We start from the raw sequence: 22,709 nt of genomic DNA, 5'->3' as shown, positions 1-22,709 counted from the left end.
CCCCGGCGCATGAACCGAATCGCATACCGAGGGAGACCGGATGGCGCCTACCGCCTCCTCCGTGCGCCTTGCGGCATGGAAGCGGTTCGGACGCGGGCTCGGATCGTGGTTCCGCGAGCTCACGACGTCCTCGCCGTCGCGCTTCGCGATCCTGGTCTACCTCAGCCTGATCGCCCTCTTCACGCTGCTGCTGTCGCTTCCGCTCGCCTCGGCGGATGGCCGCATCACGCCCTTCGTCGACGCGTTCTTCACGGCCGTCTCGGCGGTGTGCGTGACGGGTCTGACGACCGTCGACATGACGACGCACTGGTCGTTCTTCGGCGAGTTCATGATCTTCATCGGCACGAACATCGGCGGACTGGGCGCGCTGACCCTGGCTTCCGTCCTCGGACTCGTGGTCTCGCGCAAGCTCGGTCTGCGCGCCAAGCTCATCGCCGCCGGCGACACCAACCCGCTGCGATCGCACGGCGGTCCCATCAACGAGTCGCAGACCGTGCGACTCGGCGAGGTGGGCCACCTGCTGAAGATCGTGGCCCTCTCCACCGTGGTCATCGAGGCGGGCCTGGCGGTGCTGCTCTACCCCTCGATCGTGATCGCGGGCCACTCCTGGGTGGAGGGCCTGTGGCTGGCCCCGCTTCATGCGGTGATGGCCTTCACCAACACCGGCTTCACCTTCACCAACGGCGGACTCGCGCCGTTCCAGTACGACTACTGGTTCCTGTCGGTGCTGATGCTCGGTGTGTTCCTCGGCGGCATCGGGTTCCCCGTGATCGTCGCCGTCTCGAAGCAGCTGCTCACCCCGAGGCGCTGGAACCTGCACGCCAAGCTCACGCTCATCACGACCGTGATCCTGTTCGTTGTGGGATCCGGCGTGTTCCTCGCACTCGAGTATCTGAACCCGGGCACCTTCGGCACGCGCGACGCCTGGGACACCACCTTCCAAGCCTTCTTCCTCTCTGCGATGACGCGCTCGGGGGGCTTCTCTGTCGTCGACATCAGCAACCTCAACGGCTCGTCGTTGCTGGTGGGAACGATGCTGATGTTCATCGGCGGCGGATCCGCGTCCACCGCCGGCGGCATCAAGGTGACCACCCTCGCGGTGCTCGCCCTCGGCGTGTGGTCGGAGGCCCGCGGCCGCGTCTCCGTCGAGGCGTTCGGTCGCCGCATCCCGTCCGACGTGCAGCGCGTGGCCGTCGCGGTGCTCGCGTGGGGCGCCACGATCGTCGCGGTGGCGACCGTCGTGATCGCGCAGATCACGCAGATGCCCGTCGACAAGGTGCTGTTCGACGTGGTCTCCGGCTTCGCGACCGTCGGGCTCTCGTCGGGCGTGACCGAGCAGATGCCGGATTCCGCCGTGTACGTCATGGCGGTCACCATCATCATGGGTCGTGTGGGTACCGTGACCCTGGCCGCGGCCGTCGCCGCGTCCTCCAGCCGGCAGCTGTACGCGCTGCCCGTCGAAAGGCCGATCGTTGGTTGAGCAGATCCGCAGCGACGCCCCCGTTCTGGTGATCGGCCTCGGTCGCTTCGGCGCCGCGTGCGCCGGAGAGCTGGACCGCCTCGATCGCGACGTGCTCGCGATCGACGAGGACCTCGGGCTGGTGCAGAAGTGGTCCGACCGCGTCACGCACACCGTGCAGGCGGATGCGCGCAACATCGACGCGCTGAAGCAGATCGGCGCGCAGGACTTCCAGGTCGCCGTCGTCGCCGTGGGCTCGTCGATCGAGGCGTCGGTGCTCATCACCGCCAACCTCGTCGACCTCAAGGTGCCTCAGATCTGGGCGAAGGCCGTCTCCCAGGCGCACGGCAAGATCCTGGCTCGCGTCGGCGCGAACCACGTGATCTACCCCGAGCGCGAGGCAGGCGAGCGCGTCGCGCACCTGGTGTCGGGCCGCATGCTCGACTTCATCCGCTTCGACGACGACTTCGTGCTGGCCAAGATGTACCCGCCGAAGTTCGTGCGCGGCGTCGGGCTCAACGAGTCAGGCGTGCGCACCAAGTACAACGTCACCGTGGTGGGCATCAAGAGCCCGGGCAAGCCCTTCCGCTATGCGGAGGCGAACACCGTGGTCACCAACCACGACCTGATCATCGTCTCGGGCACCAACGTCGACGTGGAGCGCTTCGCCGCCCTCGACCGCTGACAGGCTTCGCCGCCCTCGACCGCTGACACGCGTCGTCGCCCGGCGCGGCGATTCCCCCTCCCTCCGCTCGTCGACCGAGCGTCCCCTCCCTCCGCTCGTTGAGCGAGCGCACCCTCCCTCCGCTCGTCGAGCGAGCGCCCCCTCCCTCCGCTCGTCGAGCGAGCGAAGCGAGTCGAGACGCCCCGAACCCGGCGCAGGGGTCAGCTCCCGGCGCAGGCGTCAGCTCCCGGCGGCGAGCTCTTCCCTCCGCTCGTCGAGCGAGCGAAGCGAGTCGAGACGCCCCGAACCCGGCGCAGGCGTCAGGAGCCGGCGCAGGGGTCAGCTGCCGGCGGCCAGCTCCTTCGCACGGGCGACCGCCGCGTCGGTCGCCTCGTCGAAGAGGGCGTCGAGCTTCGCGTCCTGCAGCACGGCGATGGCGCGCTCGGTGGTGCCCTTGGGGCTGGTGACCTGGCGGCGCAGCTCGGCGGGATCCTCGCCCGTGTGGTCGAGCAGCGCGGCGGCGCCGACGAACGTGCCCTCCACCAGCGTGCGCGCGGCGGCCTCGTCGAATCCCTTGGCGACCGCGGCCTTGGTGAGCTCCTCGATCAGCAGGTAGACGTAGGCGGGGCCGGACCCCGAGATCGACGACAGCGCGTCGATCTGCTCCTCGGGCACCTCGACGACCGATCCGACCGTCTCGAAGAGCGTGCGGGCGATCCGGATCGCGTCGTCCGAGGTGCCCTCGACCGCTGCGAGCCCGGTGACCCCCTTGCCCACGAGCGACGGCGTGTTCGGCATGGAGCGCAGCACGGTGACCGAATCGGGCAGCAGCGAGCGATACGTGGCGAGCGTGACGCCCGCGGCGAGGCTGATGACGATCGCGTCGGGGCGCAGCTGCGGGGCGATGTCCCGCAGCAGGTCGGGCACCATGGCGGGCTTCACGCCGACGAGCACGACACGTGCCTCGGCGGCGGCGCGCAGGTTGCCGTCCGGCACCTCCTCGAGCGCGATCGACTCGACGCCCTCGAGGCCCGCCAGGGTCTCGGCACGGGCGGCCGTGCGGTTGGTCGCGACGATGCCGCCCTCGACCGGGATACCGCTGGCGACGACACCCCTCAGGATCGCACCGCCCATCGATCCGGCACCGAGGAACGCGAGCGGAGGCAGGGTCTCAGACATGCCCCGATCCTATTGACTCGCTCCGTCGGCGGACTCGCCTCGGTCATCGCATTCGCAGTGTCGGCGACGGTCAATAGAGTGGTGTCATGAGTGCATCTGGCGGCGGCAAGGCGATCCTGGCGGCGTTCCTCGCGAACCTGGGGATCGCCCTCGCGAAGTTCATCGGATGGGCCCTCTCGGGCTCGGCGTCGATGCTGGCCGAGGCGATTCACTCCGTCGCCGACTCCGGCAACCAGCTGCTGCTGATGCTCGGCGGTCGCAAGGCCAGGAAGTCCGCCGACCTGTCGCATCCGTTCGGCTACGGCCGCGAGCGCTACGTCTACGCCTTCGTCGTGTCGATCATCCTGTTCTCGGTCGGTGGGCTCTTCGCCATCTACGAGGGCATCGACAAGCTGCAGCACGGCCACGAGCTCGACCCGCAGTGGCAGTACCTGCCCATCGTGATCCTTGTGGTCGCGATCGTGCTCGAGTCGTTCTCGCTGCGCACCGCGGTGAAGGAGTCGTCGGCGATCAAGCCCAAGGGCCAGACGTGGGTGCAGTTCATCCGCCGCGCCAAGGCTCCCGAGCTGCCCGTTGTGCTGCTCGAGGACTTCGGGGCGCTGCTGGGTCTGCTGTTCGCGCTCTTCGGCGTCGGCATGACGATCATCACGCACAACCCGTTCTTCGATGCGCTCGGCACCCTCATGATCGGCGCGCTGCTGATCGTGGTGGCCTTTGTACTGGGTATGGAGACCAAGAGCCTTCTGGTCGGCGAGGGCGCCACGCCCGAGGACTTCGAGAAGATCGTCCGGGCGATCGAGAAGGGCCCGGAGGTCGACAAGCTCATCCACATCAAGACGCTCTACGTGGGCCCCGACGAACTGCTGGTCGCCGCCAAGGTGGGGGTGCCGCAGGACAAGCTGCTGGCCGACGTGGCATCCGACATCAACGCGGTCGAGAAGCGCATCCGCGAGGCCGTGCCCGCCGCTCGCATCGTCTACCTGGAGCCGGATGTCTTCCGCGCGCCGGGGCTGGAGCAGCCGCCGACCGAGTCGGTCATCCTGAAGTCCTCCGACTGACGCGGCCCCGATGACCGTCGAGTACTGCGTCTTCACCGAGCCCCAGCAGGGCGCGAGCTACGACACCCAGCGCGTGTTCGCGCAGCGCGCCGAACAGCTCGGGTTCCACGGGTTCTTCCGTTCGGATCACTACCTCGCCATGGGCGACCGCGACGGGCTCCCGGGCCCGACCGACGCGTGGACGACGCTCGCGGGCCTCGCACGCGAGACGACCCGGATCCGACTGGGCACCCTGGTCTCGTCGGTCACCTACCGCCATCCGGGTGTGCTGGCCATCCAGGTGGCGCAGGTCGATGACATGTCCGGGGGCCGCGCCGAGCTCGGCCTCGGCACGGGCTGGTTCGAGGCCGAGCACCTCGCGTACGGCATCCCGTTCCCTGCGCGGCGCTTCGACATCCTCGAGGAGCAGCTCGAGATCGTGACGGGCCTGTGGCAGACGCCGGTCGGCGAGACGTTCACGTACGAGGGTGTGCATCACGCGCTCGAAGACTCCCCCGCGCTGCCCAAGCCCGTGCAGTCGCGCGTGCCGGTGATCGTCGGCGGGGCCGGGCCGCGCCGCACGCCGGCGCTCGCGGCCGCGCACGCCACGGAGTTCAACATCGGCTTCAAGCCCGAGGCCGAGATCGCCGAGAGGTTCGCCGCCGTGCAGGCGGCGTGCGAGACCGTCGGCCGTGATCCCCAGACGCTCAAGCTCTCGGTCGCCCTGCCCACCGTCGTGGGCGCGACCGAGGCCGACCTCGCCCGCCGCGCCGCCGCCATCGGACGCGACGTCGCGGAGTTCCGCGGAGACACCAACATCTGCGGCGATGCCTCCGCGGTCATCGCCAAGGTGCAGCGTCTGACGGCGCTCGGCGCACAGCGCATCTACTTCCAGCTCGAGGACATGACCGACCTCGACCAGCTCGCATACCTGGGCGAGGAGATCCTGCCCCACCTGCCGTCGGTCGCCGGGCGAGCGTAGCGCGTCACACCTCCCGCAGCTCCCCCGCCCGATACGGTGGCCCCATGCTCATCGCGGCTCTGATCTTCGCCGGCCTGGCGGCCCTGGTGCACGTGTACATCTTCGTGCTCGAGACCCTCCGCTGGGAGGCGGAGCGCACGCGCGCGATCTTCGGCACCAGTGCCGAAGACGCCCGCATCACCAAACCGCTCGCGGCCAATCAGGGTGTCTACAACCTGATGCTCGCGCTCGTCACCGCGGTGGGCATCGCGCTCACCGTGCCAGTGCCGGATGCGGGCGCAGCTCTCGTGCTCGCAGGCACGGGGTCGATGCTCGGCGCCGCGCTCTATCTCGCGGCCACCGACCGCACCAAGCTGCGTCCCGCCACCACTCAGGGCGCCTTCCCGCTGCTGGCGGTGCTCTTCACGATCCTGGCGCTCGCGCTGTGACGCGCATCGCCGTCGTCGCCGGAGCGAGCGGCTTCGTCGGCGGTGTGCTGGTGCGCGCCCTCGCCGAGGACGGGTTCGAGGTGCGCACGATCGGGAGATCCGGATCCGCGCACTGGGGCGATCCGGCTTCCGTCGCGCGGGCGATCGAGGGGGCAGACCTCCTCATCAACCTCGCGGGCACGTCGGTCAACCGCCGCTACTCGGACGCGAATCGCAACGAGATCCTGCGCTCGCGGGTCGACACGACCCGGGCCCTGCGCGAGGCGGTGGCGACGGCGGATCAGCCTCCGCGCGTCTGGATGAACGCCAGCACCGCCACGATCTACCGCCACTCGACCGACCACCCGCAGACCGAGTCGACCGGCGAGCTCGGCACGGGATTCTCGGTCGATGTGGCCCGCACTTGGGAGCGCGAGTTCTTCGCGGGCGATCTGCCCGGCACCCGACGCATCGCCCTGCGGATGGCGATCGTGCTGGGCGACGGCCCTGCGACGAACCTGCTTTTCCGGCTCGCGCGCCTCGGCGTCGGCGGCCCGCAGATCGACGGCTGGTGGTTCGATCATCGCCGCTACCGCGGTATCGGACCGGATCCCTCCGGCGACGGCCGCGCGCCGCATCACCGCACCCGAGGACGGCAGCGGTTCAGCTGGATCCACATCGACGACGTGATCGGCGCGATCCGGTTCCTGCGCGATCGCGACGACCTGGACGGCCCGGTGAACCTCGCCGCGCGCGCCACGAGCGACAACACGACGCTGATGGCCACGCTGCGGCGCATCGTGCGAGCGCCGATCGGTCTGCCCGCGTGGCGCTGGATGCTCGAGCCCGCGATGTGGGTGCTGCGCACCGAGCCCGAGCTCGTGCTCAAGAGCCGGTGGGTCGTTCCCGAGCGGCTCGAGGCAGCCGGGTACCGCTTCGTCTGGCCCGAGCTGGAGCCCGCGCTTCGCGACGTCGCGGACCGCTGACCCTAGCGCCGGGCCTCGAAGAACGTGCGCAGCTGGGCCTGGGCCTCCGCCTCGCGCACCCCGCCGACCACCTCGGCCCGGTAGGGCAGGCGGCGGTCGCGCACGACGTCGTACAGGGATCCGGCCGCACCGGCCTTCTCGTCCCAGGCGCCGAAGACCAGGCGGGAGATGCGGGCCTGCAACAGGGTGCCCGCGCACATCAGACACGGCTCGAGGGTGACCACCAGCGTGCAGCCCTCGAGGTTCCACGATCCGATCTCTCGCGCGGCCTCGCGCATGGCCACGACCTCGGCGTGGGCCGAGGGGTCGAGGTCGACCTCGCGGCGATTGCGGCCCTCGCCGATCACGCGACCGCCGGCATCGAGCACCAGCGCACCGACGGGCACCTCGCCCGCATCGGCCGCGGCGGCCCCGAGCGCCAGCGCGCGGCGCAACGCGGCGTCGTCGGCCTCGTTCGGGATCATGCTCCGAGCCTACGGTTTCCCTTGAGTTGCCGCGGGGTGGCGCAGGTAGCCTGATGCCATGCGCCTGCACGTCGCCGACCACCCGCTCATCACGCACAAGATCACGGTGCTCCGCGACAAGAACACCCCGTCGCCCGTGTTCCGTCAGCTCACGTCCGAGCTGATGACGCTGCTCGCCTACGAGGCCACACGCAACGTGCGTGTCGAGCCGTGCGAGATCGAGACCCCCGTCACCCGCACGACGGGTGTGAAGATCAGCGATCCGCGCCCGCTCGTGGTGCCGATCCTGCGCGCCGGCCTGGGCATGCTCGACGGCATGGTCACGCTGATCCCGACGGCCGAGGTCGGCTTCCTCGGCATGGCCCGCGATGAGGTGACCTTCGAGCCGGTCACCTACGCCGAGCGCCTGCCCGAGGATCTCAGCGATCGCCAGTGCTTTGTGCTCGACCCGATGCTCGCGACGGGCGGATCACTCGGTGCGGCCATCGAGTTCCTCTTCCGTCGCGGCGCGCAGGAGGTCACCGCGGTGTGCCTTCTCGGCTCGCCCGAGGGCGTCGCGGCGATCGAGAAGCAGGTCGCCGGCCGCAACGTCACCCTCGTGCTCGGTGCGCTCGATGAGCGTCTGAACGAGAAGGGCTACATCGTGCCCGGCCTCGGCGACGCGGGCGACCGCCTCTACGGCACCGTCTGATCCCGTCCCGGCTGCGGCGCCCGGCGCGCCCGCAGCTGGTCACCGCGCGTGTGCGTCGCGCCAGTGCGGGCTCTGGATGAGGCCGATCAGGTTGCCGAACGGATCGGCGATCGAGGCGCTCCAGAATCCGCCGCCGCGCTCGACGATCGGATCGGCGGGGCGAGCCCCCAGCCCGACGAGCCAGTCGAACGCGGCCCGGATGTCGTCGACGTGGATCGAGGCGAGCGCGCCTCCCGGAGCGGCGAGGGACGGACGGAACGCCGAGCTCATCACGGCGAACTCGTCGGCGTCGTCGCCGAAGCGCCACTCGGCGTACTGAGGTTCGCCCGTCTCCGGGCGCACGAAGTAGGGCGCCTCGCCGAACACCCGCGTGTACCAGTCGATGGCGGCGGGGACGTCATCGGCGACGACGTTCAGGTTCGCAAGGCCGCGCAGCGGGCTCGTGTTTCGACGCATGATCCTGTCCTTCCTGGGCCGTGGCTCTCACGCCCTGGATCGAGTCTTCTCGGTGAAGTGCTCACCTTCTGAGCGCTTTTTCTGAGATGGTCGGATCGTGCGAGCCGATCGTCTGCTGCGGGCCCTCTTTGTCCTGCAGTCGCGTGAGATGGTGACCGCCGCCGAGCTGGCGGCGGAGCTCGAGGTGTCGCTGGCGACCGCACGCCGCGACCTCGAGGCGCTGGCGTCCGCGGGGGTGCCGGTGTACCCGCAGCGTGGTCGCGCGGGAGGGTGGAGCCTGCTCGGCGGAGCCCGCACGGACCTCTCGGGTCTCACGGAGCCGGAGACCACGGCGCTGTTCTCTCTGCTGGGGCAGACGCGCGGGGCCCCGGCCGAGGCCGCGGATGCGATCCGCAAGCTGCTGCGCGCACTGCCGGCGACATTTCGCGAGGGGGCCGAGCGCGCGATCGGATCGGTGGTGCGCGAGGATGCGCCGTGGGGCGAGCGCGATGCCACCCCGCCCGAGCTGCTGCCGACTCTGCAGCTCGCGATCGCGCAGCAGCGCGTGGTCTCGATCGCGTACGGCGATGCGGACCCGGTCGACGTCGCTCCGCTCGGCGTCGCGGCCAAGGGGCCGCGCTGGTACCTGCTCGCCCACCGCCGCGGGATGGGAAGACACGAGCAGCCGCGACTGTACCGCCTCGACCGCATGCGCTCGGCGACGGTGATCGATGAGACGGTGGCCCGCGATCCGGCGTTCAATCTGGACGAGGCGTGGCGCCAGGCGTCCGAGCGGATCGAAGCGCTGCGGGGTTCGGCGTCGGCGACGGTGCGGGTCGAGCCCCACGCCGTGGAGGCGCTGCTGTCGCGCTTCGGGGCGCAGGCGACCGACCTCGGGCCGGCACCGGACGGCCGCACCGTGGTCGACGCTCGCGCGCACACCGTGCAGGCGCTGGCCGAGCAGCTGGCGGGCTGGGCGGAGGTCGCCGAGGTGACGGGGCCGACCGAGGTGCGGGCCGAACTCGCGCGGCTGGGCGGTGTGCTCGTCGAGCGCTATCGCTGAGGCGTCGCCGGCTACGCCACCCCGACGAGCCGCGCGAAGGCGCTCATGCGAGCGACTCCGTCTGCATGACGGGGAAGATCGTCGAGCAGCGCCGGCGAGTGGATCAGGTAGGCGGCGACCATCGCGCGCGAGACCGCGACGTTGAGACGGTTCTGCAGCAGCAGGAAGTCGGATCCACGGGGCGCGTCACGGCCCGACGAGGCGGCGAGCGTCACGATCGAGACGGCGGCCTCCTGACCTTGGAAGCGGTCGACGGTGCCGACCCGCACCTCGGCGAACCCGTGTGCCGCCAGGGCGTCCTCGACTGCCTGCACCTGCGCGTTGTACGGCGCGACGACGATGACATCGGCCTGCGTGAGCGGCCGCGGCGGACAGGGCACCCCGGTGCCGCCCTCGCCGATCGTGATGTCGGTGAACGAGCGGCCCATCACCTCCTGCACGATGCGCACGACCTCGGCGGCCTCCTCGCGCGACTCCGTGGCGTTGCCGTGATGCCGCACGGGCAGCACATGCAGTCCGGGCTCGATGCCCTCAATGGCGCGCAGAGCCGCGGGCTCGTGGGATGCGAGCCGCCCCGCATACGAGAGGTCGGAGACCGCGGCCGAGACGGCCGGGTGCATACGCCAGGAGCGGGCGAGGAAGTAGCCGTGCGTGGCGGGAATGACCTGCTCGCCGTCCATGACCCAGCCGAGAGCCGAGGTGTCGACGGGCTCGGGGTGCGTGCCCTGGCTGACCTGCGGCAGCTGCTGCGGGTCGCCGAGCAGCAGCAGGCGTGAGGCGGCGAGCGAGACGGCGATGGTCGACGCCAGCGAGAACTGGCCGGCCTCGTCGATCACCAGCAGATCGAGGCTGCCCCGCGGCACCCGCTGCTCGTGGGCGAAGTCCCATGCAGTGCCGCCGATGACATAGCCGTCGGGGCGTTCGCCGGCGAAGGAAGCCAGCCCGTTCTTCTGGATCACGGTGTACGTCGGGGGCTCCCCCGCCGATCCGGACTTGGGAGCCTTGCCGACGAGGGCGGCAGGCACCCCCGCGGCGACGATGCGGTCGAGCATGTTCTCGACCACCGCATGCGACTGCGCGACGACGCCGACCTTGAACCCGTGCTCGTGCACAAGGCGCGCGATGACGTGCGAGCCGACATAGGTCTTGCCCGTGCCGGGCGGGCCCTGCACGGCGAGGTAGCTGCGGTCGAGATCGCGCACCGCCGCGACGATCGCGGCCACGTCGTCCCCCGTGGATGCGGGCAGCGACCCCGACCGGGTACGCGGGGGACGGCGGCGCAGGATGTCCGTGGCCGGATCCTGCGGAAAACCCTCCCCCGCCGCGAGCACGTCGCGCGCCCAGGCGTCGATCGACTTCTGCTGGTTTCCCGCCTGCGGCGGCGCGGCGGGCGTGAGGGCGAGCGGCAGCACATCCCACGTGGCGCCGCCGATCGACGTCTCGGAGATCACCACACCGTCGTCGAGCTCGGCCACCACCTCGACCGAGCGGCCGACGTGGATCCAGCGCGAGGAGGCCGTGGCGTCGAAGGGTGCGGGCTTCGCGTAGAGCGCGAAGGGCTGCACGCCTTCCTTGAGCCGCGTGCCGGGGGCCACCTCGCCGCGCAGCTCGACGACGCGGCGCACCGCTCGCGCGCGCGTGCCCTCGGGCACACCCCAGTCCTCGAGCACCCGCGAGCGAGCGGGATCGACGGAGATGACGTCACGGGTGTCGGCCCACAGTGACAGGGGCTCGCGCAGGCGCTGGAAATGGCCCTGCCAGAACGTCTTCGCCTCACGCGGGTAGTAGTCGATCGCCGCCGCGCCCAGCCGCAGCGCGACGGTATCGGAGGCGCGGGGGTCGCCCTCGGCGGCGCGGGCCGTGAGCGACAAAGCCAGCTCGGACGGCTTGTACGCGAATGCCTCGTGCTCGTCGGGCCGGGCGGGCACGGCCCCCGTCTCGCGCGCGCGGTCGACGAGCCAGTCGCGCAGGCGACGGGTGGAGACGCAGTCGTAGCGGTTGTAGTCGGCCAGGTCGTCGAGGATGACCTTCGCTCCGGCCTCGTCGCCGCCGGCGAGCAGCTCGCGAGCCTCCACGTAGCGCAGGATCGAGTCGCCGCCCTGCTGCACGTCCTGGGTGCGCACCTCTTCGCCCATGTAGAGCGGCTCGAGCTTCTTGATCGAATACGACCGGGAGCCCACGCGCAGAGCACGACGCACGATCGGGTAGAGGTCGACGAACAGCTCATCGCGCAGCATGCGGTCGACATCGGCCTCACGCACGCCGTGCCGAGCGGCCATGGCAGCCAGGTGCGTGGGCTCGTAGGGCGCGTAGTGATAGATGTGCATGTCTGGCTGCGCCGCGCGGCGTGCCGCCACGAAGTCGCAGAACTGCTCGAGCGCGGTCTTCTCGTCGGCGAAGCTGTGCGCCCACAGGGGCGTGTACTGCTCCTGCATGTCGACCCAGCCGAAGAGATAGTCGATTCCCCAGCGATCGCCACCGGCCCCGACCTCGGTGTAGAGCGGGTCGCCCTCGAAGTCGAAGAAGATGTCGCCGTTGCTGGGGCGGGGCATCGTGGCCAGGGCCTCCGGCAGCACGACCTCGTAGAGCGGGGCGGCCGCAGGGGCGGCACCGGAGGGATCGGGCACACCCGCGGGCGAGGCGATCTGCAGACGGGCCTGCGTGCGCAGCCCGGCGAAGACCTCGGGGTTCATACCGTCGGGGCCCTGGGGTGCCGCCGCCAGGTCGTCGATCGTGATGATGCCGGCTGCGCGCAGGCGCTCGCGCTGCACCGGCCGCATCCCTGCGACGAGCAGCACGTCGCGCGTGGCGACGACCTGCTCCTCGCACGTGGCGCAGCGCCCGCACGCGACGATGCCGAGGTCGCCCCGCGGATCGGCCCACGCGATGGCCTCTCCCCCGGCACCGAGGTCGACGCGGCGGTCGGCGATGAGCGCACGCAGCCGGTTGCGTCGAACGGCGAACAGCGGCAGCAGGTCGCTCACCTGATGTGTCGACGTGCTGCCGTCGCCGAGCAGCAGGTCGACCTCGTCCGACCGCGGGATGCCGAGGCGGTCGAGCTGGTCGACGTATGCGGCCAGCTGCATGAGCGCGGTGACCTTGGCACGGCGCGCGAGCTTGGAGTCCTGCACACGCCAGCGGCCATCCGGCTCGCGTGTGAGGAAGTCGGCGAAGCCCACGAACTCGGACGTGCTGAACGCGGCCTGGAACACAACCTGCGCCGACGGATCCTCCAGCCCCGCGCGCGTCGCCTCGAGCGCGGCGGCCATCGCGTCGGCATCCGATGAGGCCGCGCGCTCGATCTCGATCACGCGAGACCCGAACTGCGCCCGGTAGGCCGCGAGCACGGCCTCTTCGTGCTTGTCGCCGAGCCGGGCGGCGCGCTCGAGCATCTCGTCTTCGGGCTCGACCACCGCGGGCACCCGCCCGAGCTTGGCATCGAGCGCCCGCAGCCACGCGAACTCGCACTCGGCGGCGACCTTCAGGTCGCTCGCGCTCCACACGACGCGGGCCTCGGACTCGATGTATCTCACTCTTCGAGGCTAGACGGGGCCGCCGACATCGACGCCGCGCCCGCCAGGCGCTGCGCCCTCCAGGCGCCGCACCCTCACTCAGCCGTCGTGCGGCGTGCCCGCGGCGGGCACGGCCTCGGCGGGCGGCGCGGCCGGCGCGGCGGGCTCCGCGGCATCCGTGGACCGCCGCCGCTGGAGCGCCCAGACCACGCCGAGCGCGATCACCAGCAGGCCGATGCTCAGCGGCACGATCGCCGAGAACCACTCGGGGCGCATGGCGTACAGGAGGGGGCGGATCCATCCCACCACCGCCTGCGGGTCGGGCACGGCGAGCACCAGGATGCCGACGCCCGCGGCGAGCGCGAAGAGCGCGCCCCAGATGACGCCGGGCCAGCGGATGCCCGGTCGCGTTGTCGTCTGGCTCATCGGTTCGTCCCCACTACCTGGATCATCACGTCGACGTCTTCCTGATCGAGCACGATCGTGCGCGTCCGCCCGGACCGCGGATCGTCGTGCGACCAGCTGAAGTGCCCCTCTCGCGGTTGCAGCACCGTCGACTCCACCGGGATCCCGTCCGCGCCGAGTTCCTCGACCCACACGGAGCCCGTGCCCGACGTCGTCTCGAACTCCACGTCGATGCCCGGCTGCACGGTGATCCACACCTGCCCGCTGCCCTTCGAGACGCGGGTCTCGCCGCTCTCGTCGTACACGCCGCCCACGTCGAGGGTCAGCTGCCCCCAGGGCTGATCGATCGCGAGGTCGCCGTCCGGCATCGGCACGTACCGATCCGGCCCGATCATGTCGTCGACCAGATACATCGCCACGCCGGATCCGCCGATCGCCAGCAGGATGAGCGTGACCGCCGCAAGGAACCCGCTCCGGCGCCGTCGGGCACCGGCGAGCACCATCGCCAGGCCGATCACAGCCGCCGCGGCGAGCACCGCGGCGTACCCGGCCCACGCCGACCTGTTCGGCTGGAAGAGGATCCACACGACGGTGCCCACAACGAGGGCCGCGCCCAGGGTGATCGCGACGAACGCCATGGAGGCGCGCGGACGCAGGGCGCGACGCTCGGCCCGCTCGCGCGCGACCTGGGCGCGGAAGGCCGCGTACTCGGCCTGGCGACGTGCGCGCTCCTCGGCGGCCGCGGCGGATCCGTCCGCCTGCGCCACGCGCCAGGCCTCGTGCTGCTCGCGCCAGGCGGCGTGCTGGGCGCGCCAGGCGTCGAGCTCCTCGGCGGAGGCGAGCGCGTCCGGCAGAGGCTCGACCGGCTCAGGAGAATGGGGCGGGGCCGCACCCGAAGCGGCCCCGCCGGAGACGGCGGTCGTGCCCGACACCCCGCCGTCATCCCCCGTTCGGGGGAGATCGAAGCGCGCCGGCGCGCGGCGCGAGAGCCAGACCAGTACGGCGATCGCGGCGCTGATCGCGCCGCCCCAGACGATCAGCGACGCCAGCGCGCCACTGAGCCCGCTGCTGAAGGAGATGCCGAAGACCAGGGCCGCGAGCGACGTCGACGCCCACGATGCCAGCACGGCGCCGATCACGACCGCGACGATGCCCGCGATCGCGGGGTCGCCGGATCGGCCCGCCCGCACCGCGATCCGCCCCGCCCGGTCGGGCAGCACGGCCCAGGCCAGCGCGTAGAGCCAGAGCCCCGGGAAGCCGAGGAGCGTCGCCACCACGAACACCCCGCGCACGATGACGGGGTCGACGCCGATTCGCTGGGCGATCCCCGAGCACACGCCGCCGAGCCAGCCGTCGCCGCGGACGTAGCCGAGCGAGCGGATCCACAGCCACGTCGAGCTCTCCGCACGCGGCGCGACCGGAGGCGGGGCCGGTGAGTCGGACGTGGCGCCGGCGGCCGGCGGCGCGGTGATCTGATCGGTCATGTCTCGATCGTGCCGGTCGCACGCGATCCGCTCTATGAGGGATCACCCGGACGCGACCCCGATAACCGCGGATCAGGGCCGGGGGCGGTGGTTGTATGGCTGGCATGACCTCCCTGCCTCTCGCAGCGCCCGCCCGGGCCCGTGCAGCCGCGGCCACGGACACAGCGCCCATGAGGCGTCCGCGCGACGCGACGGTGGCGGGCGTCGCCGCAGGTCTCGCACAGCACCTGGGCTGGCGCACGGACACCACCCGCACGCTGTTCGTGCTGATCACGCCCCTGTTCGGCGCGGGTGCGCTCTTCTACCTATGGCTGTGGGCGTTCACCCCGCTGACGCCCGGAGACGAGCGCGTCACCCGGCGTGCGCCGGTCGCCTGGATCTCGCTGATGATCGGCGGTCTGCTCACACTGGTGCTGCTGCCGCCGTTCCTGAGCCGGTCGCTGGTGGGCATCGACGGCGAGGTGCTGCTGGCGATCGCCGGCACCTTCACGGTGGCCGCCGCGCTCTGGTCGGGCATCCTCGATCGCGCGGATCCGTCCCGCGGCGAGAACCACGACCTCGCCCTGCGGATCATCGCGACGCTGGTGCTGGTCGTCCACATGATCATCGGGCTGGAGCACGCGCCGTACGGCGTGGCCGGGCTGTTGGTCTCCTTCGCGTCGCTGCTGTGCATCCTGCTCGTCTGGTCGCCCGCGCTGCTCGCCCGGTACCGCGAGCTGCAGACGGCCCGGGTGCGGGCGATCCGCGACGAGCACCGCGCCGAGATGGCGGCGCACCTGCACGACTCGGTGCTGCAGACGCTCGCGCTGATCCAGAACCGTGCGGGGGCATCGAGCGAGGCCGGCCGCCTCGCCCGCGCCCAGGAGCGCGAGCTTCGCGCGTGGCTGTACGACGGCGACACCCCCGCCGACAGCGATCTCGCGACCGACCTGCGCGATTACGGTTCGGCGCTCGAGCTCGACTACGAGGTCGTGATGACCGTCGTCTCGGCGGGCACCTCCACGGAGCGCGCCAGCGGCGAGGTCGCCGCGGCCGCGCGCGAGGCGATGCTCAACGCCGCGCGCCATGCCGGCGGCGAGGTGTCGGTGTACATCGAGGGGGCGCCCGGATCGGTCGACGTCTACATCCGCGATCGCGGGCCCGGCTTCGAGCTCTCGGACGTGCCCTCGGATCGCCTCGGGGTGCGCGAGTCGATCATCGGACGCCTCCGGCGGATCGGCGGATCGGCCGCGGTCGCGCCCGGAAGGAACGGCGGCACCGAGGTGCACATCCGCTTCCCGGCAGGGGGCGCGCGTGGCTGATCCGGGAGACGTCGCCGACCTGCGGGTGGTCATCGTCGATGACCACTCGATCTTCCGCTCGGGGCTGCGCCACGACCTCGACGGCCGCATCGAGGTGGTCGGCGAGGCCGCGGATGTCGCGTCGGCCGTCGCAGTCATCGCCGCGCAGCAGCCCGACGTTGTGCTGCTCGATGTGCATCTTCCCTCCGGAGCTGGGCGGAGCGCCGAGACCGAGCCGATCGGCGGGGCCGAGGTGCTGCGTCAGGCCGCTCCCCTCTCGCCCGCGACGCGCTTCCTGGCGCTGAGCGTCTCGGACGCCGCCGAAGACGTGGTGCGGGTGATCCGTGCGGGAGCCCGCGGCTACATCACCAAGGGTGCATCCGGATCGGATGTCTCCCGCGCGGTGCGCACGGTCGCCGAGGGCGATGCGGTGTTCTCGCCGCGCCTAGCGGGTTTTGTGATCGACGCCTTCGGTGCGGCCGCCGGTGAGATCGCCGCGACCGACGACGAGCTGGATCGTCTCTCGGCGCGCGAGCAGGAGGTCATGCGCCTCATCGCGCGCGGTTACGCGTACAAGGAGGTCGCCACCGACCTCTTCATCTCGATCAAGACCGTCGAGTCGCACGTGTCCGCGGTGCTGCGCAAGCTGCAGCTGTCGTCCCGCCACGAGCTCACGGCCTGGGCGAGCGCGCGGCGTCTGCTCTAACGCCCCGGCGCCTCGCGGCCTGGCGGCGCGCACGGCGCCGCCAAGGCGCCTCGGCCCAGCCATGCAGCTGCCACGTCGTGACGACCCACCACACGTGCCGCGCGATCGCCCCCACCGAGGTGAAGGCACGCGCCGAGGTGCCCACGACCGATCCGCGATCACGCTCCACGGTCATCCAGGGCCGCACGTGGAATGCGAGGTCGATGTCGTCGTGGATGTCACGCCGCGTGCGGTGCACTTCGGGACTGAGCTCGCGCCAGGTCGCGGCGCGCATGGCGAAGTTCGAGCCGAACAGCGGTGGGTGGCCGAGCAGCGGCGTCAGCCAGGCGTACAGCACGCCGACGTACGCGTGCCGCCCGATCGCGTCGAGCCACCTCGGGCTGTCCGGGAAGTGGGCGTCGCCCGTGACGAAGTCCGGCGACGGATCCGCCGCGAAGCGCTCCTCGATGCGCGCGAGCCAGCCGGGCGGGCAGACGGTGTCGGCGTCGATGCGGGCGATGACGTCTCCGGTGGCGGCGTCATAGCCCGCGGATGCCGCGCGCGGGATGCCGCGCTCCGGCTCGGTGATCACCCGCGCCCCGGCGGCACGAGCGACGAGGGCGCTGTCATCGGTGCTGCCGTTGTCCACCACCACGATCTCGTCGGCGGGACGGCTCTGCGCGGACAGCGACGCGAGGCAGCGCTCGAGCAGGCGCGCGTCGTCACGCACGGGCACCACCACCGAGATGCGCATCGTCCGCCCTTCTTTCACCCTCAGGACGATTCTCCCTGCGCGCGCAAGCCCCCGGAACCGGATTGACGCGCGTGACAGACTGGCCCCGTGAGCGACTTCGCCAACGCATACCGACACGGCTTCGCACGCATCGCGGCGTGCACGATCCCGCTGGCCATCGCCGATCCGGCCACGAACGCGCAGCACGTGCTCGACACGGCCGCCGAGGCGCACGCCGACGGCACGGCCGTCGCGCTGTTTCCCGAGCTGTGCCTGAGCGGCTACTCGATCGACGACCTGGTGATGCAGGATCCCCTGCTCGACGCCGTCGAAGCGGCGATCGTGCGCATCGCCGAGGAGTCGAAGCTGCTCACTCCTGTGCTCGTGGTGGGTGCGCCGCTCGCCCACCGCAACCGCATCTACAACACGGCGGTCGTCATCCACCGCGGCGAGATCCTGGGGGTGGCGCCCAAGTCGTACCTGCCCACGTACCGCGAGTTCTACGAGCGTCGCTGGTACGCGCCGGGCGATGACCAGCGCGGCACGATCACGGTCGCCGGTCGCGAGGTGCCCTTCGGCCCCGACCTGCTCTTCGAGGCGACAGATGTGCCGGGCCTCGTCATCCATGCGGAGGTCTGCGAAGACGTCTGGGTGCCGATTCCGCCCTCCGCCACCGCGGCGCTGGCCGGTGCGACCGTGCTGCTCAACCTCTCGGGCAGCCCGATCACGATCGCGCGCGCCGAGGACCGCAAGGACCTCGTGAAGTCGCAGTCGCTGCGCTGCCTGGCCGCTTACGCCTATGCCGCCGCCGGCATGGGAGAGTCGACCAACGACGTCTCCTGGGACGGCCAGACCATGATCTACGAGGGCGGCAACCTGCTCGACGAGACCGAGCGCTTCCCCGACGGCCCCCGCCGCTCGGTCGCCGACGTCGACCTCGACAAGATGCGCCAGGACCGGATCCGTCAGGGCACCTTCGACGACAACCGGCGCACGTTCGCGCCGGAGTTCCGCACGGTGCGGTTCGCGCTGACGCCGCCGACCGGAGACATTGGCCTCCGCCGTCAGATCGACCGCTTCCCGTTTGTGCCGGACGACCCCGCCCGCCTCGCGCAGGACTGCTACGAGGCCTTCAACATCCAGGTCGCGGGTCTGATGCAGCGAATGCGCGCGATCGGCGACCCGAAGCCCGTGATCGGCGTGAGCGGCGGCCTCGACTCCACGCACGCGCTGCTCGTCATCGCCCGCGCGATGGATCGGATGGGCCGCCCGCGATCGGACATCCTGGCCTACACGATGCCCGGCTTCGCGACGAGCGACCACACGAAGTCGAACGCGATCCGCCTCGCCGAGTCTGTAGGCGCGACCATCGAGACCATCGACATCCGTGCCGCCGCCACCGAGATGCTCCGCGAGATCGGGCATCCGTTCGGCCAGGGCGAGCCCGTGTACGACGTGACGTTCGAGAACGTCCAGGCGGGCATGCGCACCGACTACCTGTTCCGCCTCGCCAACCACCACAACGGCATCGTGGTCGGCACGTCCGACCTGTCCGAACTGTCTCTCGGCTGGGCGACCTACGGCGTCGGCGACCACATGAGCCACTACGCGGTCAACGCGGGTGTGCCGAAGACGCTGATCCAGCACCTGATCCGGTGGGTCATCGCGCACGGATCCGAGCAGGGGGTCTCGGCAGAGGAGGCCGAGGTGCTGCAGTCGGTGCTGGACACCGAGATCAGCCCTGAGCTGGTACCCGCGGGACAGGACGGGAAGGTGCAGTCGACCGAGTCGACGATCGGCCCCTACTCGCTGCACGACTTCACGCTGCATCACATCCTGCGCTTCGGATACCGCCCCTCGAAGATCGCATTCCTCGCACAGCATGCGTGGTCCGACGCGCACGCCGGCGCCTGGCCTCCTGGCTTCCCCGACGAGGATCGCTACGCGTACGACCTCGAGACGATCGTGAAGTGGGAGAAGATCTTCCTCAAGCGCTTCTTCGGCTTCGCCCAGTTCAAGCGCTCGGCGATCCCGAACGGGCCGAAGGTCGCGCCCTCCGGATCGCTCTCGCCGCGTGGCGACTGGCGCGCCCCGTCGGACGGCAACGCCCGTGCCTGGCTTGCGGAGCTGGATCAGGCGCTGCCCGAGTTCGCGGGCTGACCACACCCTCCGTTCGTTGGGCGCTGCCCACCTCCGCTCGTTGAGCGAGCCGCCCGCCCCGCTCGTTGAGCGAGCTGCCCACCCCGCTCGCTGAGCGAGCTGCCCACTCCGCTCGTTGAGCGAGCGCAGCGAGTCGAAACGCCCGGTCCCCCGGCGCGCGTCAACCCCCTGCGCCGGGGACGGTGCGCACCCGTAACCTGACGGCATGGACGGGTTCCTCGCCCCAGACTTCGCCCTCGCGCGCGAGGTGCTGCAACGCGGCGTCGCGGCCGTGTACCTCGTCGCCTTCCTCTCGACCCTGAATCAGTTCCCCGCGCTCCTCGGCGAGCGCGGTCTGCTGCCGGCCCCCGCGCTGCTCGACTGGGCGCAGGACGAACCGCGGCGGCTGAATCCGACGCTGTTCCGCTGGATCCGCTACTCCGATGCGCGCCTGCGAGTGCTGTGCGTCGTCGGCATGCTCATCGCGGCCGCGCTCATCCTCGGCCTGCCGCAGCTCGGCCCCTCGTGGGTGCCGATGCTCGCGTTCCTGGCGCTGTACGCGGGGTACATGTCGATCGTCTCGATCGGCCAGACGTTCTACGGCTTCGGGTGGGAGATGCTTCTGCTCGAGGCGGGCTTCCTCGCCGCGTTCCTCGGATCGGCGCACGAGCCGCCGCCCACGCACATCATCGTGCTGTTCTGGTGGCTGACGTTCCGCCTCGAGTTCGGCGCGGGGATGATCAAGATGCGCGGCGGGCGCGAGTGGCGCGACCTGACCGCCCTGACCTATCACCACGAGACCCAGCCGATGCCCGGTCCCTTCAGCCGCACGGCGCACCTGCTGCCGCGCTGGATGCACAAGGGCGAGGCGATCGGCAATCACCTGGCGCAGCTGCTTGTGCCCTGGCTGCTGTTCGCGCCGATTCTCGGCCTGTGGATCCCGGATCAGATCCCGCAGCTGATCGGCGCCGCCGGCGCGGTGATCCTGATCCTCTCGCAGCTGTGGCTGGTGGCTACGGGCAACTTCGCGTGGCTGAACTGGGCGACGATCGTGATGGCATGCTCGGCGATCGCCATCCCCGCCAAGCCCGTGGAGGGCGAGCTGCCGCTCTGGTGGCTGGTTGTCACTCTGGCGGTGACCGCCCTGTACCTGTGGCTGAGTTGGCGGCCGGCGCTCAATCTCGTTTCGTCGAACCAGCGGATGAACGCCTCCTTCAACCGCTGGAACCTCGGGAACGCCTACGGCGCGTTCGGAACGGTGACGAAGAAGCGCGTCGAGTGGATCATCGAGGGCACCCGCTCGGAGGATCCGATGCGGGCCGAGTGGCGCGAGTACGAGTTCAAAGGCAAGCCCGGCAACGAGCGGCGCCTGCCGCGTCAGTTCGCGCCGTACCACCTGCGCCTCGACTGGCTGATGTGGTTCCTGCCGCTCGGTCGCGGCGTCGAGAGCTGGTGCCAGGCCCTCATCGTCAAGCTGCTCGAATCGGATCCGTCGACCTTGCGGCTGCTGCGCACGGATCCGTTCGCGGGCGACCCGCCTCGCTGGATCCGCGTGGTCTCGTATCGCTACCGCTTCGCCACTCGCGAGGAACGTCGCGAGCACGGCGTCATCTGGATCCGCGACCGCCGCCGCACGGTACTCGACCCGGTGCAGCTCTCCGCCCCGCGCTGAGCCCCCGGCCCCTGGCTCGTCGATCCCGCACCTCCGCTCGTCGAGGGAGCGCAGCGAGTCGAGACGCCCCACGCCTCCCCACCCCGCTCGTCGAGCGAGCGCAGCGAGTCGAGACGCCCAAACCTCGGGCAGCGCCTCACCCCGCGCGGTGCCTCACCCCCCGGCTCGTCGAGCGAGCGGAGCGAGTCGAGACGCCCCACGCCTCGCGCAGCGCCTCACCCCGCGCGGTGCCTCACCCCCTCGCTCGTCGAGCGAGCGCAGCGAGTCGAGACGCCCCACGCCTCGCGCAGAGTCTCACCCGCGCGGTGGCGCGCCGCCGTCAGTCGCCGGAGCGCGCGTTGTACACCGTGACCCGCCCGGCGTCCACGGCGTTGCGGTACGCGCGGAACACGTCGACGGCCTCCTCGCGGCGCAGATCCTGGATCACCCGGATGCCTCGCGCCTCGAAGGCGCCGGCCCAGTCGCCGATCATCGGGCCCTCGTCGAAGGTGGTGAGGTCTTCGCATTCGGGGCCGGATCCGGCGATGACCAGCGTGCGGATGCCCGACCACATGGCCGCGCCGTAGCACTGCACGCAGGGGCGCCAGTTGACGAGCAGCTCGTGTTCGGGCTGGCCGTCGCCGCCGAGATCCCAGAAGCCGAGGCGCGCCTGGGCCAAACCGATCGCGGTGACCTCGGCGTGGCCGAGGGAGATGTTGCTGGCGAGCACGACGTTGACGCCGACCGACACGATGCGCCCGGTCTGCGTCTCGGCGATCATCGCGGCGAAGGGGCCGCCGTTGCCCTCGCGCCAGTTGCGGTCGGCGAGGCGGTTGACGAGCGCCATCCGCTCGTCACGGCTCGGGATGATCTCCGGCACCTCCGCGAGCTCGTCCTGGATCCAGTCGGGCAGGGAGATCGTGAATGTGCTCTGGATTTCCATGTCAGCGCTTTCGGTTGAGCAGGGCGTGCAGGGCGAAGTAGACGATGACCGCGACGAAGATGACGGCGGCGACCTTGGCGAAGAACCACATGACCGACAGCACGACCTCGACCAGGAACCAGGCGATCGCGACGGCGATCACCACGCCGACGATGGTCCAGATCGACTCAGTCTTCATGCCCTCGAGCCTACTTTCCTCGGCGGTCATCCCCCACTCGCTCGTTGAGCGAGCGCCAGGGACCCCCTCGTCCGTTGAGCGAGCGTCAGCGAGCCCCTCGTCCGTTGAGCGAGCGTCCGCGAGTAGAAACGCCCACAGCCCCGTCAGGCCTTGGGCTTGCGCCTCCCGAGCATCCGCCAGATGGCCAGCCCCGCGCCGGCGATGACGACCGCGTCATCCGCCAGCCCGATCGGCCCGAGCAGCTCGGGGATGATGTCGATGGGCGACGCCCCGTAGACGATGGCCGCCGCTCCGACGAGCACCGATCCGATGATCCTGCGCGTGTTCATGGC

The 22,709-nt window shown here is 71.0% G+C and carries 22 protein-coding genes; 12 read left to right on the top strand and 10 right to left on the bottom strand.

Going from position 1 to position 22,709, the window contains the following annotated elements; all coding sequences use genetic code 11:
* Positions 1–40: 40 nt before the first annotated feature.
* Both J5V96_RS05935 and J5V96_RS05930 read left to right on the top strand, forming a co-directional pair.
* Positions 41–1,480 carry a TrkH family potassium uptake protein gene (locus J5V96_RS05935; RefSeq protein WP_208501690.1) on the top strand — a complete coding sequence of 480 codons (1,440 nt, stop codon included), beginning with the start codon at positions 41–43 and terminating at the stop codon, positions 1,478–1,480.
* Positions 1,473–2,144 (top strand): potassium channel family protein, encoded by a 672-nt coding sequence (locus J5V96_RS05930; RefSeq protein WP_208501688.1) that lies wholly within the window; start codon positions 1,473–1,475, stop codon positions 2,142–2,144. Before J5V96_RS05935 ends, J5V96_RS05930 begins: the two co-directional genes overlap by 8 nt.
* A gap of 318 nt (positions 2,145–2,462) precedes the next feature.
* On the opposite strand, the gene proC is transcribed toward J5V96_RS05930, so the two are convergent.
* Positions 2,463–3,302 (bottom strand): pyrroline-5-carboxylate reductase, encoded by an 840-nt coding sequence (proC, locus tag J5V96_RS05925; RefSeq protein ID WP_208501686.1) that lies wholly within the window; start codon positions 3,300–3,302, stop codon positions 2,463–2,465.
* An 86-nt stretch (positions 3,303–3,388) separates the two neighbouring features.
* On the opposite strand from proC, the gene J5V96_RS05920 reads away from it, so the two are divergent.
* From J5V96_RS05920 to J5V96_RS05905, 4 genes are read left to right on the top strand one after another with little or no spacing between them, the layout of a single operon-like run.
* Entirely contained in the window at positions 3,389–4,360 is a 972-nt protein-coding gene (locus J5V96_RS05920) for a cation diffusion facilitator family transporter (protein ID WP_208501684.1), read from the top strand.
* A 10-nt stretch (positions 4,361–4,370) separates the two neighbouring features.
* Positions 4,371–5,321, top strand: a complete 951-nt coding sequence (locus J5V96_RS05915) for an LLM class F420-dependent oxidoreductase (protein ID WP_208501682.1) — start codon at positions 4,371–4,373, stop codon at positions 5,319–5,321.
* 44 nt (positions 5,322–5,365) lie between these two features.
* The gene (locus J5V96_RS05910; protein WP_208501680.1) at positions 5,366–5,749 is read left to right on the top strand and encodes a DUF1304 domain-containing protein; all 384 of its coding nucleotides are present in this window, start codon (positions 5,366–5,368) and stop codon (positions 5,747–5,749) included.
* The gene (locus tag J5V96_RS05905; RefSeq protein ID WP_208501678.1) at positions 5,746–6,714 is read left to right on the top strand and encodes an epimerase; all 969 of its coding nucleotides are present in this window, start codon (positions 5,746–5,748) and stop codon (positions 6,712–6,714) included. The genes J5V96_RS05910 and J5V96_RS05905 overlap by 4 nt, the downstream gene beginning before the upstream one ends.
* A gap of 2 nt (positions 6,715–6,716) precedes the next feature.
* Here J5V96_RS05905 and J5V96_RS05900 read toward each other — a convergent pair whose 3' ends face one another.
* Positions 6,717–7,178, bottom strand: coding sequence for a nucleoside deaminase (locus tag J5V96_RS05900; protein ID WP_208501676.1), 462 nt, complete (start codon positions 7,176–7,178; stop codon positions 6,717–6,719).
* Positions 7,179–7,236: 58 nt separating this feature from the next.
* On the opposite strand from J5V96_RS05900, the gene upp reads away from it, so the two are divergent.
* A complete protein-coding gene (upp, locus tag J5V96_RS05895; protein ID WP_208501674.1) occupies positions 7,237–7,869 on the top strand; it encodes a uracil phosphoribosyltransferase in 633 nt (210 codons plus the stop codon).
* Positions 7,870–7,908: 39 nt separating this feature from the next.
* Here the strand turns inward: upp and J5V96_RS05890 are convergent, their stop codons facing one another.
* Positions 7,909–8,325 (bottom strand): VOC family protein, encoded by a 417-nt coding sequence (locus J5V96_RS05890; RefSeq protein ID WP_208501672.1) that lies wholly within the window; start codon positions 8,323–8,325, stop codon positions 7,909–7,911.
* Positions 8,326–8,422: 97 nt separating this feature from the next.
* Here J5V96_RS05890 and J5V96_RS05885 point away from each other — a divergent pair, with 97 nt between their 5' ends.
* Positions 8,423–9,367, top strand: a complete 945-nt coding sequence (locus J5V96_RS05885) for a helix-turn-helix transcriptional regulator (RefSeq protein WP_208501670.1) — start codon at positions 8,423–8,425, stop codon at positions 9,365–9,367.
* Between the two features lie 11 nt (positions 9,368–9,378).
* On the opposite strand, the gene J5V96_RS05880 is transcribed toward J5V96_RS05885, so the two are convergent.
* The 3 genes from J5V96_RS05880 to J5V96_RS05870 all read right to left on the bottom strand — a co-directional run bounded on the left by J5V96_RS05880 (position 9,379) and on the right by J5V96_RS05870 (position 14,768).
* Positions 9,379–12,900, bottom strand: coding sequence for a TM0106 family RecB-like putative nuclease (locus tag J5V96_RS05880; RefSeq protein WP_208501668.1), 3,522 nt, complete (start codon positions 12,898–12,900; stop codon positions 9,379–9,381).
* A 78-nt stretch (positions 12,901–12,978) separates the two neighbouring features.
* Positions 12,979–13,305 carry a hypothetical protein gene (locus J5V96_RS05875; RefSeq protein ID WP_208501666.1) on the bottom strand — a complete coding sequence of 109 codons (327 nt, stop codon included), beginning with the start codon at positions 13,303–13,305 and terminating at the stop codon, positions 12,979–12,981.
* Entirely contained in the window at positions 13,302–14,768 is a 1,467-nt protein-coding gene (locus tag J5V96_RS05870; RefSeq protein WP_208501664.1) for a PspC domain-containing protein, read from the bottom strand. Before J5V96_RS05870 ends, J5V96_RS05875 begins: the two co-directional genes overlap by 4 nt.
* Before the next feature lie 170 nt (positions 14,769–14,938).
* On the opposite strand from J5V96_RS05870, the gene J5V96_RS05865 reads away from it, so the two are divergent.
* Together J5V96_RS05865 and J5V96_RS05860 are read left to right on the top strand one after the other, a co-directional pair.
* Positions 14,939–16,069, top strand: a complete 1,131-nt coding sequence (locus J5V96_RS05865; protein ID WP_236014528.1) for an ATP-binding protein — start codon at positions 14,939–14,941, stop codon at positions 16,067–16,069.
* Positions 16,062–16,754 (top strand): LuxR C-terminal-related transcriptional regulator, encoded by a 693-nt coding sequence (locus J5V96_RS05860; RefSeq protein ID WP_208501660.1) that lies wholly within the window; start codon positions 16,062–16,064, stop codon positions 16,752–16,754. The genes J5V96_RS05865 and J5V96_RS05860 overlap by 8 nt, the downstream gene beginning before the upstream one ends.
* Here the strand turns inward: J5V96_RS05860 and J5V96_RS05855 are convergent.
* Positions 16,720–17,487: a glycosyltransferase family 2 protein gene (locus tag J5V96_RS05855; protein ID WP_208501658.1), complete on the bottom strand. Its 768-nt coding sequence runs from the start codon at positions 17,485–17,487 to the stop codon at positions 16,720–16,722. The genes J5V96_RS05860 and J5V96_RS05855 overlap by 35 nt on opposite strands.
* 87 nt (positions 17,488–17,574) lie before the next feature.
* Between J5V96_RS05855 and J5V96_RS05850 the strand changes: the two genes are divergently transcribed.
* On the top strand, positions 17,575–19,626 hold the full coding sequence (locus tag J5V96_RS05850; protein ID WP_208501656.1) for an NAD(+) synthase: 2,052 nt from the start codon (positions 17,575–17,577) through the stop codon (positions 19,624–19,626).
* Between the two features lie 205 nt (positions 19,627–19,831).
* Positions 19,832–21,277 carry a lipase maturation factor family protein gene (locus J5V96_RS05845; protein WP_208501654.1) on the top strand — a complete coding sequence of 482 codons (1,446 nt, stop codon included), beginning with the start codon at positions 19,832–19,834 and terminating at the stop codon, positions 21,275–21,277.
* 319 nt (positions 21,278–21,596) lie between these two features.
* On the opposite strand, the gene J5V96_RS05840 is transcribed toward J5V96_RS05845, so the two are convergent.
* The 3 genes from J5V96_RS05840 to J5V96_RS05830 all read right to left on the bottom strand — a co-directional run bounded on the left by J5V96_RS05840 (position 21,597) and on the right by J5V96_RS05830 (position 22,706).
* A complete protein-coding gene (locus J5V96_RS05840) occupies positions 21,597–22,199 on the bottom strand; it encodes a nucleoside deaminase (protein ID WP_208501652.1) in 603 nt (200 codons plus the stop codon).
* Position 22,200: 1 nt separating this feature from the next.
* A complete protein-coding gene (locus J5V96_RS05835; protein WP_208501651.1) occupies positions 22,201–22,377 on the bottom strand; it encodes a hypothetical protein in 177 nt (58 codons plus the stop codon).
* Between the two features lie 143 nt (positions 22,378–22,520).
* The gene (locus J5V96_RS05830) at positions 22,521–22,706 is read right to left on the bottom strand and encodes a YkvA family protein (protein WP_208501650.1); all 186 of its coding nucleotides are present in this window, start codon (positions 22,704–22,706) and stop codon (positions 22,521–22,523) included.
* Between the last annotated feature and the right edge of the window lie 3 nt (positions 22,707–22,709).

Source organism: Microbacterium stercoris, from assembly GCF_017592545.1.
GTDB lineage: Bacteria > Actinomycetota > Actinomycetes > Actinomycetales > Microbacteriaceae > Microbacterium > Microbacterium stercoris.
This window is presented reverse-complemented; position numbering and strand designations above follow the sequence as displayed.

Excerpts from the sequence above, each read along its gene's own strand:
- J5V96_RS05935 (WP_208501690.1), top strand. The coding sequence starts at position 41 with ATGGCGCCTACCGCCTCCTCCGTGCGCCTTGCGGCATGGAAGCGGTTC.
- proC (WP_208501686.1), bottom strand. The coding sequence starts at position 3,302 with ATGTCTGAGACCCTGCCTCCGCTCGCGTTCCTCGGTGCCGGATCGATG.
- J5V96_RS05920 (WP_208501684.1), top strand. The coding sequence starts at position 3,389 with ATGAGTGCATCTGGCGGCGGCAAGGCGATCCTGGCGGCGTTCCTCGCG.
- J5V96_RS05915 (WP_208501682.1), top strand. The coding sequence starts at position 4,371 with ATGACCGTCGAGTACTGCGTCTTCACCGAGCCCCAGCAGGGCGCGAGC.
- J5V96_RS05910 (WP_208501680.1), top strand. The coding sequence starts at position 5,366 with ATGCTCATCGCGGCTCTGATCTTCGCCGGCCTGGCGGCCCTGGTGCAC.
- J5V96_RS05900 (WP_208501676.1), bottom strand. The coding sequence starts at position 7,178 with ATGATCCCGAACGAGGCCGACGACGCCGCGTTGCGCCGCGCGCTGGCG.
- upp (WP_208501674.1), top strand. The coding sequence starts at position 7,237 with ATGCGCCTGCACGTCGCCGACCACCCGCTCATCACGCACAAGATCACG.
- J5V96_RS05890 (WP_208501672.1), bottom strand. The coding sequence starts at position 8,325 with ATGCGTCGAAACACGAGCCCGCTGCGCGGCCTTGCGAACCTGAACGTC.
- J5V96_RS05875 (WP_208501666.1), bottom strand. The coding sequence starts at position 13,305 with ATGAGCCAGACGACAACGCGACCGGGCATCCGCTGGCCCGGCGTCATC.
- J5V96_RS05870 (WP_208501664.1), bottom strand. The coding sequence starts at position 14,768 with ATGACCGATCAGATCACCGCGCCGCCGGCCGCCGGCGCCACGTCCGAC.
- J5V96_RS05865 (WP_236014528.1), top strand. The coding sequence starts at position 14,939 with ATGAGGCGTCCGCGCGACGCGACGGTGGCGGGCGTCGCCGCAGGTCTC.
- J5V96_RS05855 (WP_208501658.1), bottom strand. The coding sequence starts at position 17,487 with ATGCGCATCTCGGTGGTGGTGCCCGTGCGTGACGACGCGCGCCTGCTC.
- J5V96_RS05845 (WP_208501654.1), top strand. The coding sequence starts at position 19,832 with ATGGACGGGTTCCTCGCCCCAGACTTCGCCCTCGCGCGCGAGGTGCTG.
- J5V96_RS05840 (WP_208501652.1), bottom strand. The coding sequence starts at position 22,199 with ATGGAAATCCAGAGCACATTCACGATCTCCCTGCCCGACTGGATCCAG.
- J5V96_RS05835 (WP_208501651.1), bottom strand. The coding sequence starts at position 22,377 with ATGAAGACTGAGTCGATCTGGACCATCGTCGGCGTGGTGATCGCCGTC.
- J5V96_RS05830 (WP_208501650.1), bottom strand. The coding sequence starts at position 22,706 with ATGAACACGCGCAGGATCATCGGATCGGTGCTCGTCGGAGCGGCGGCC.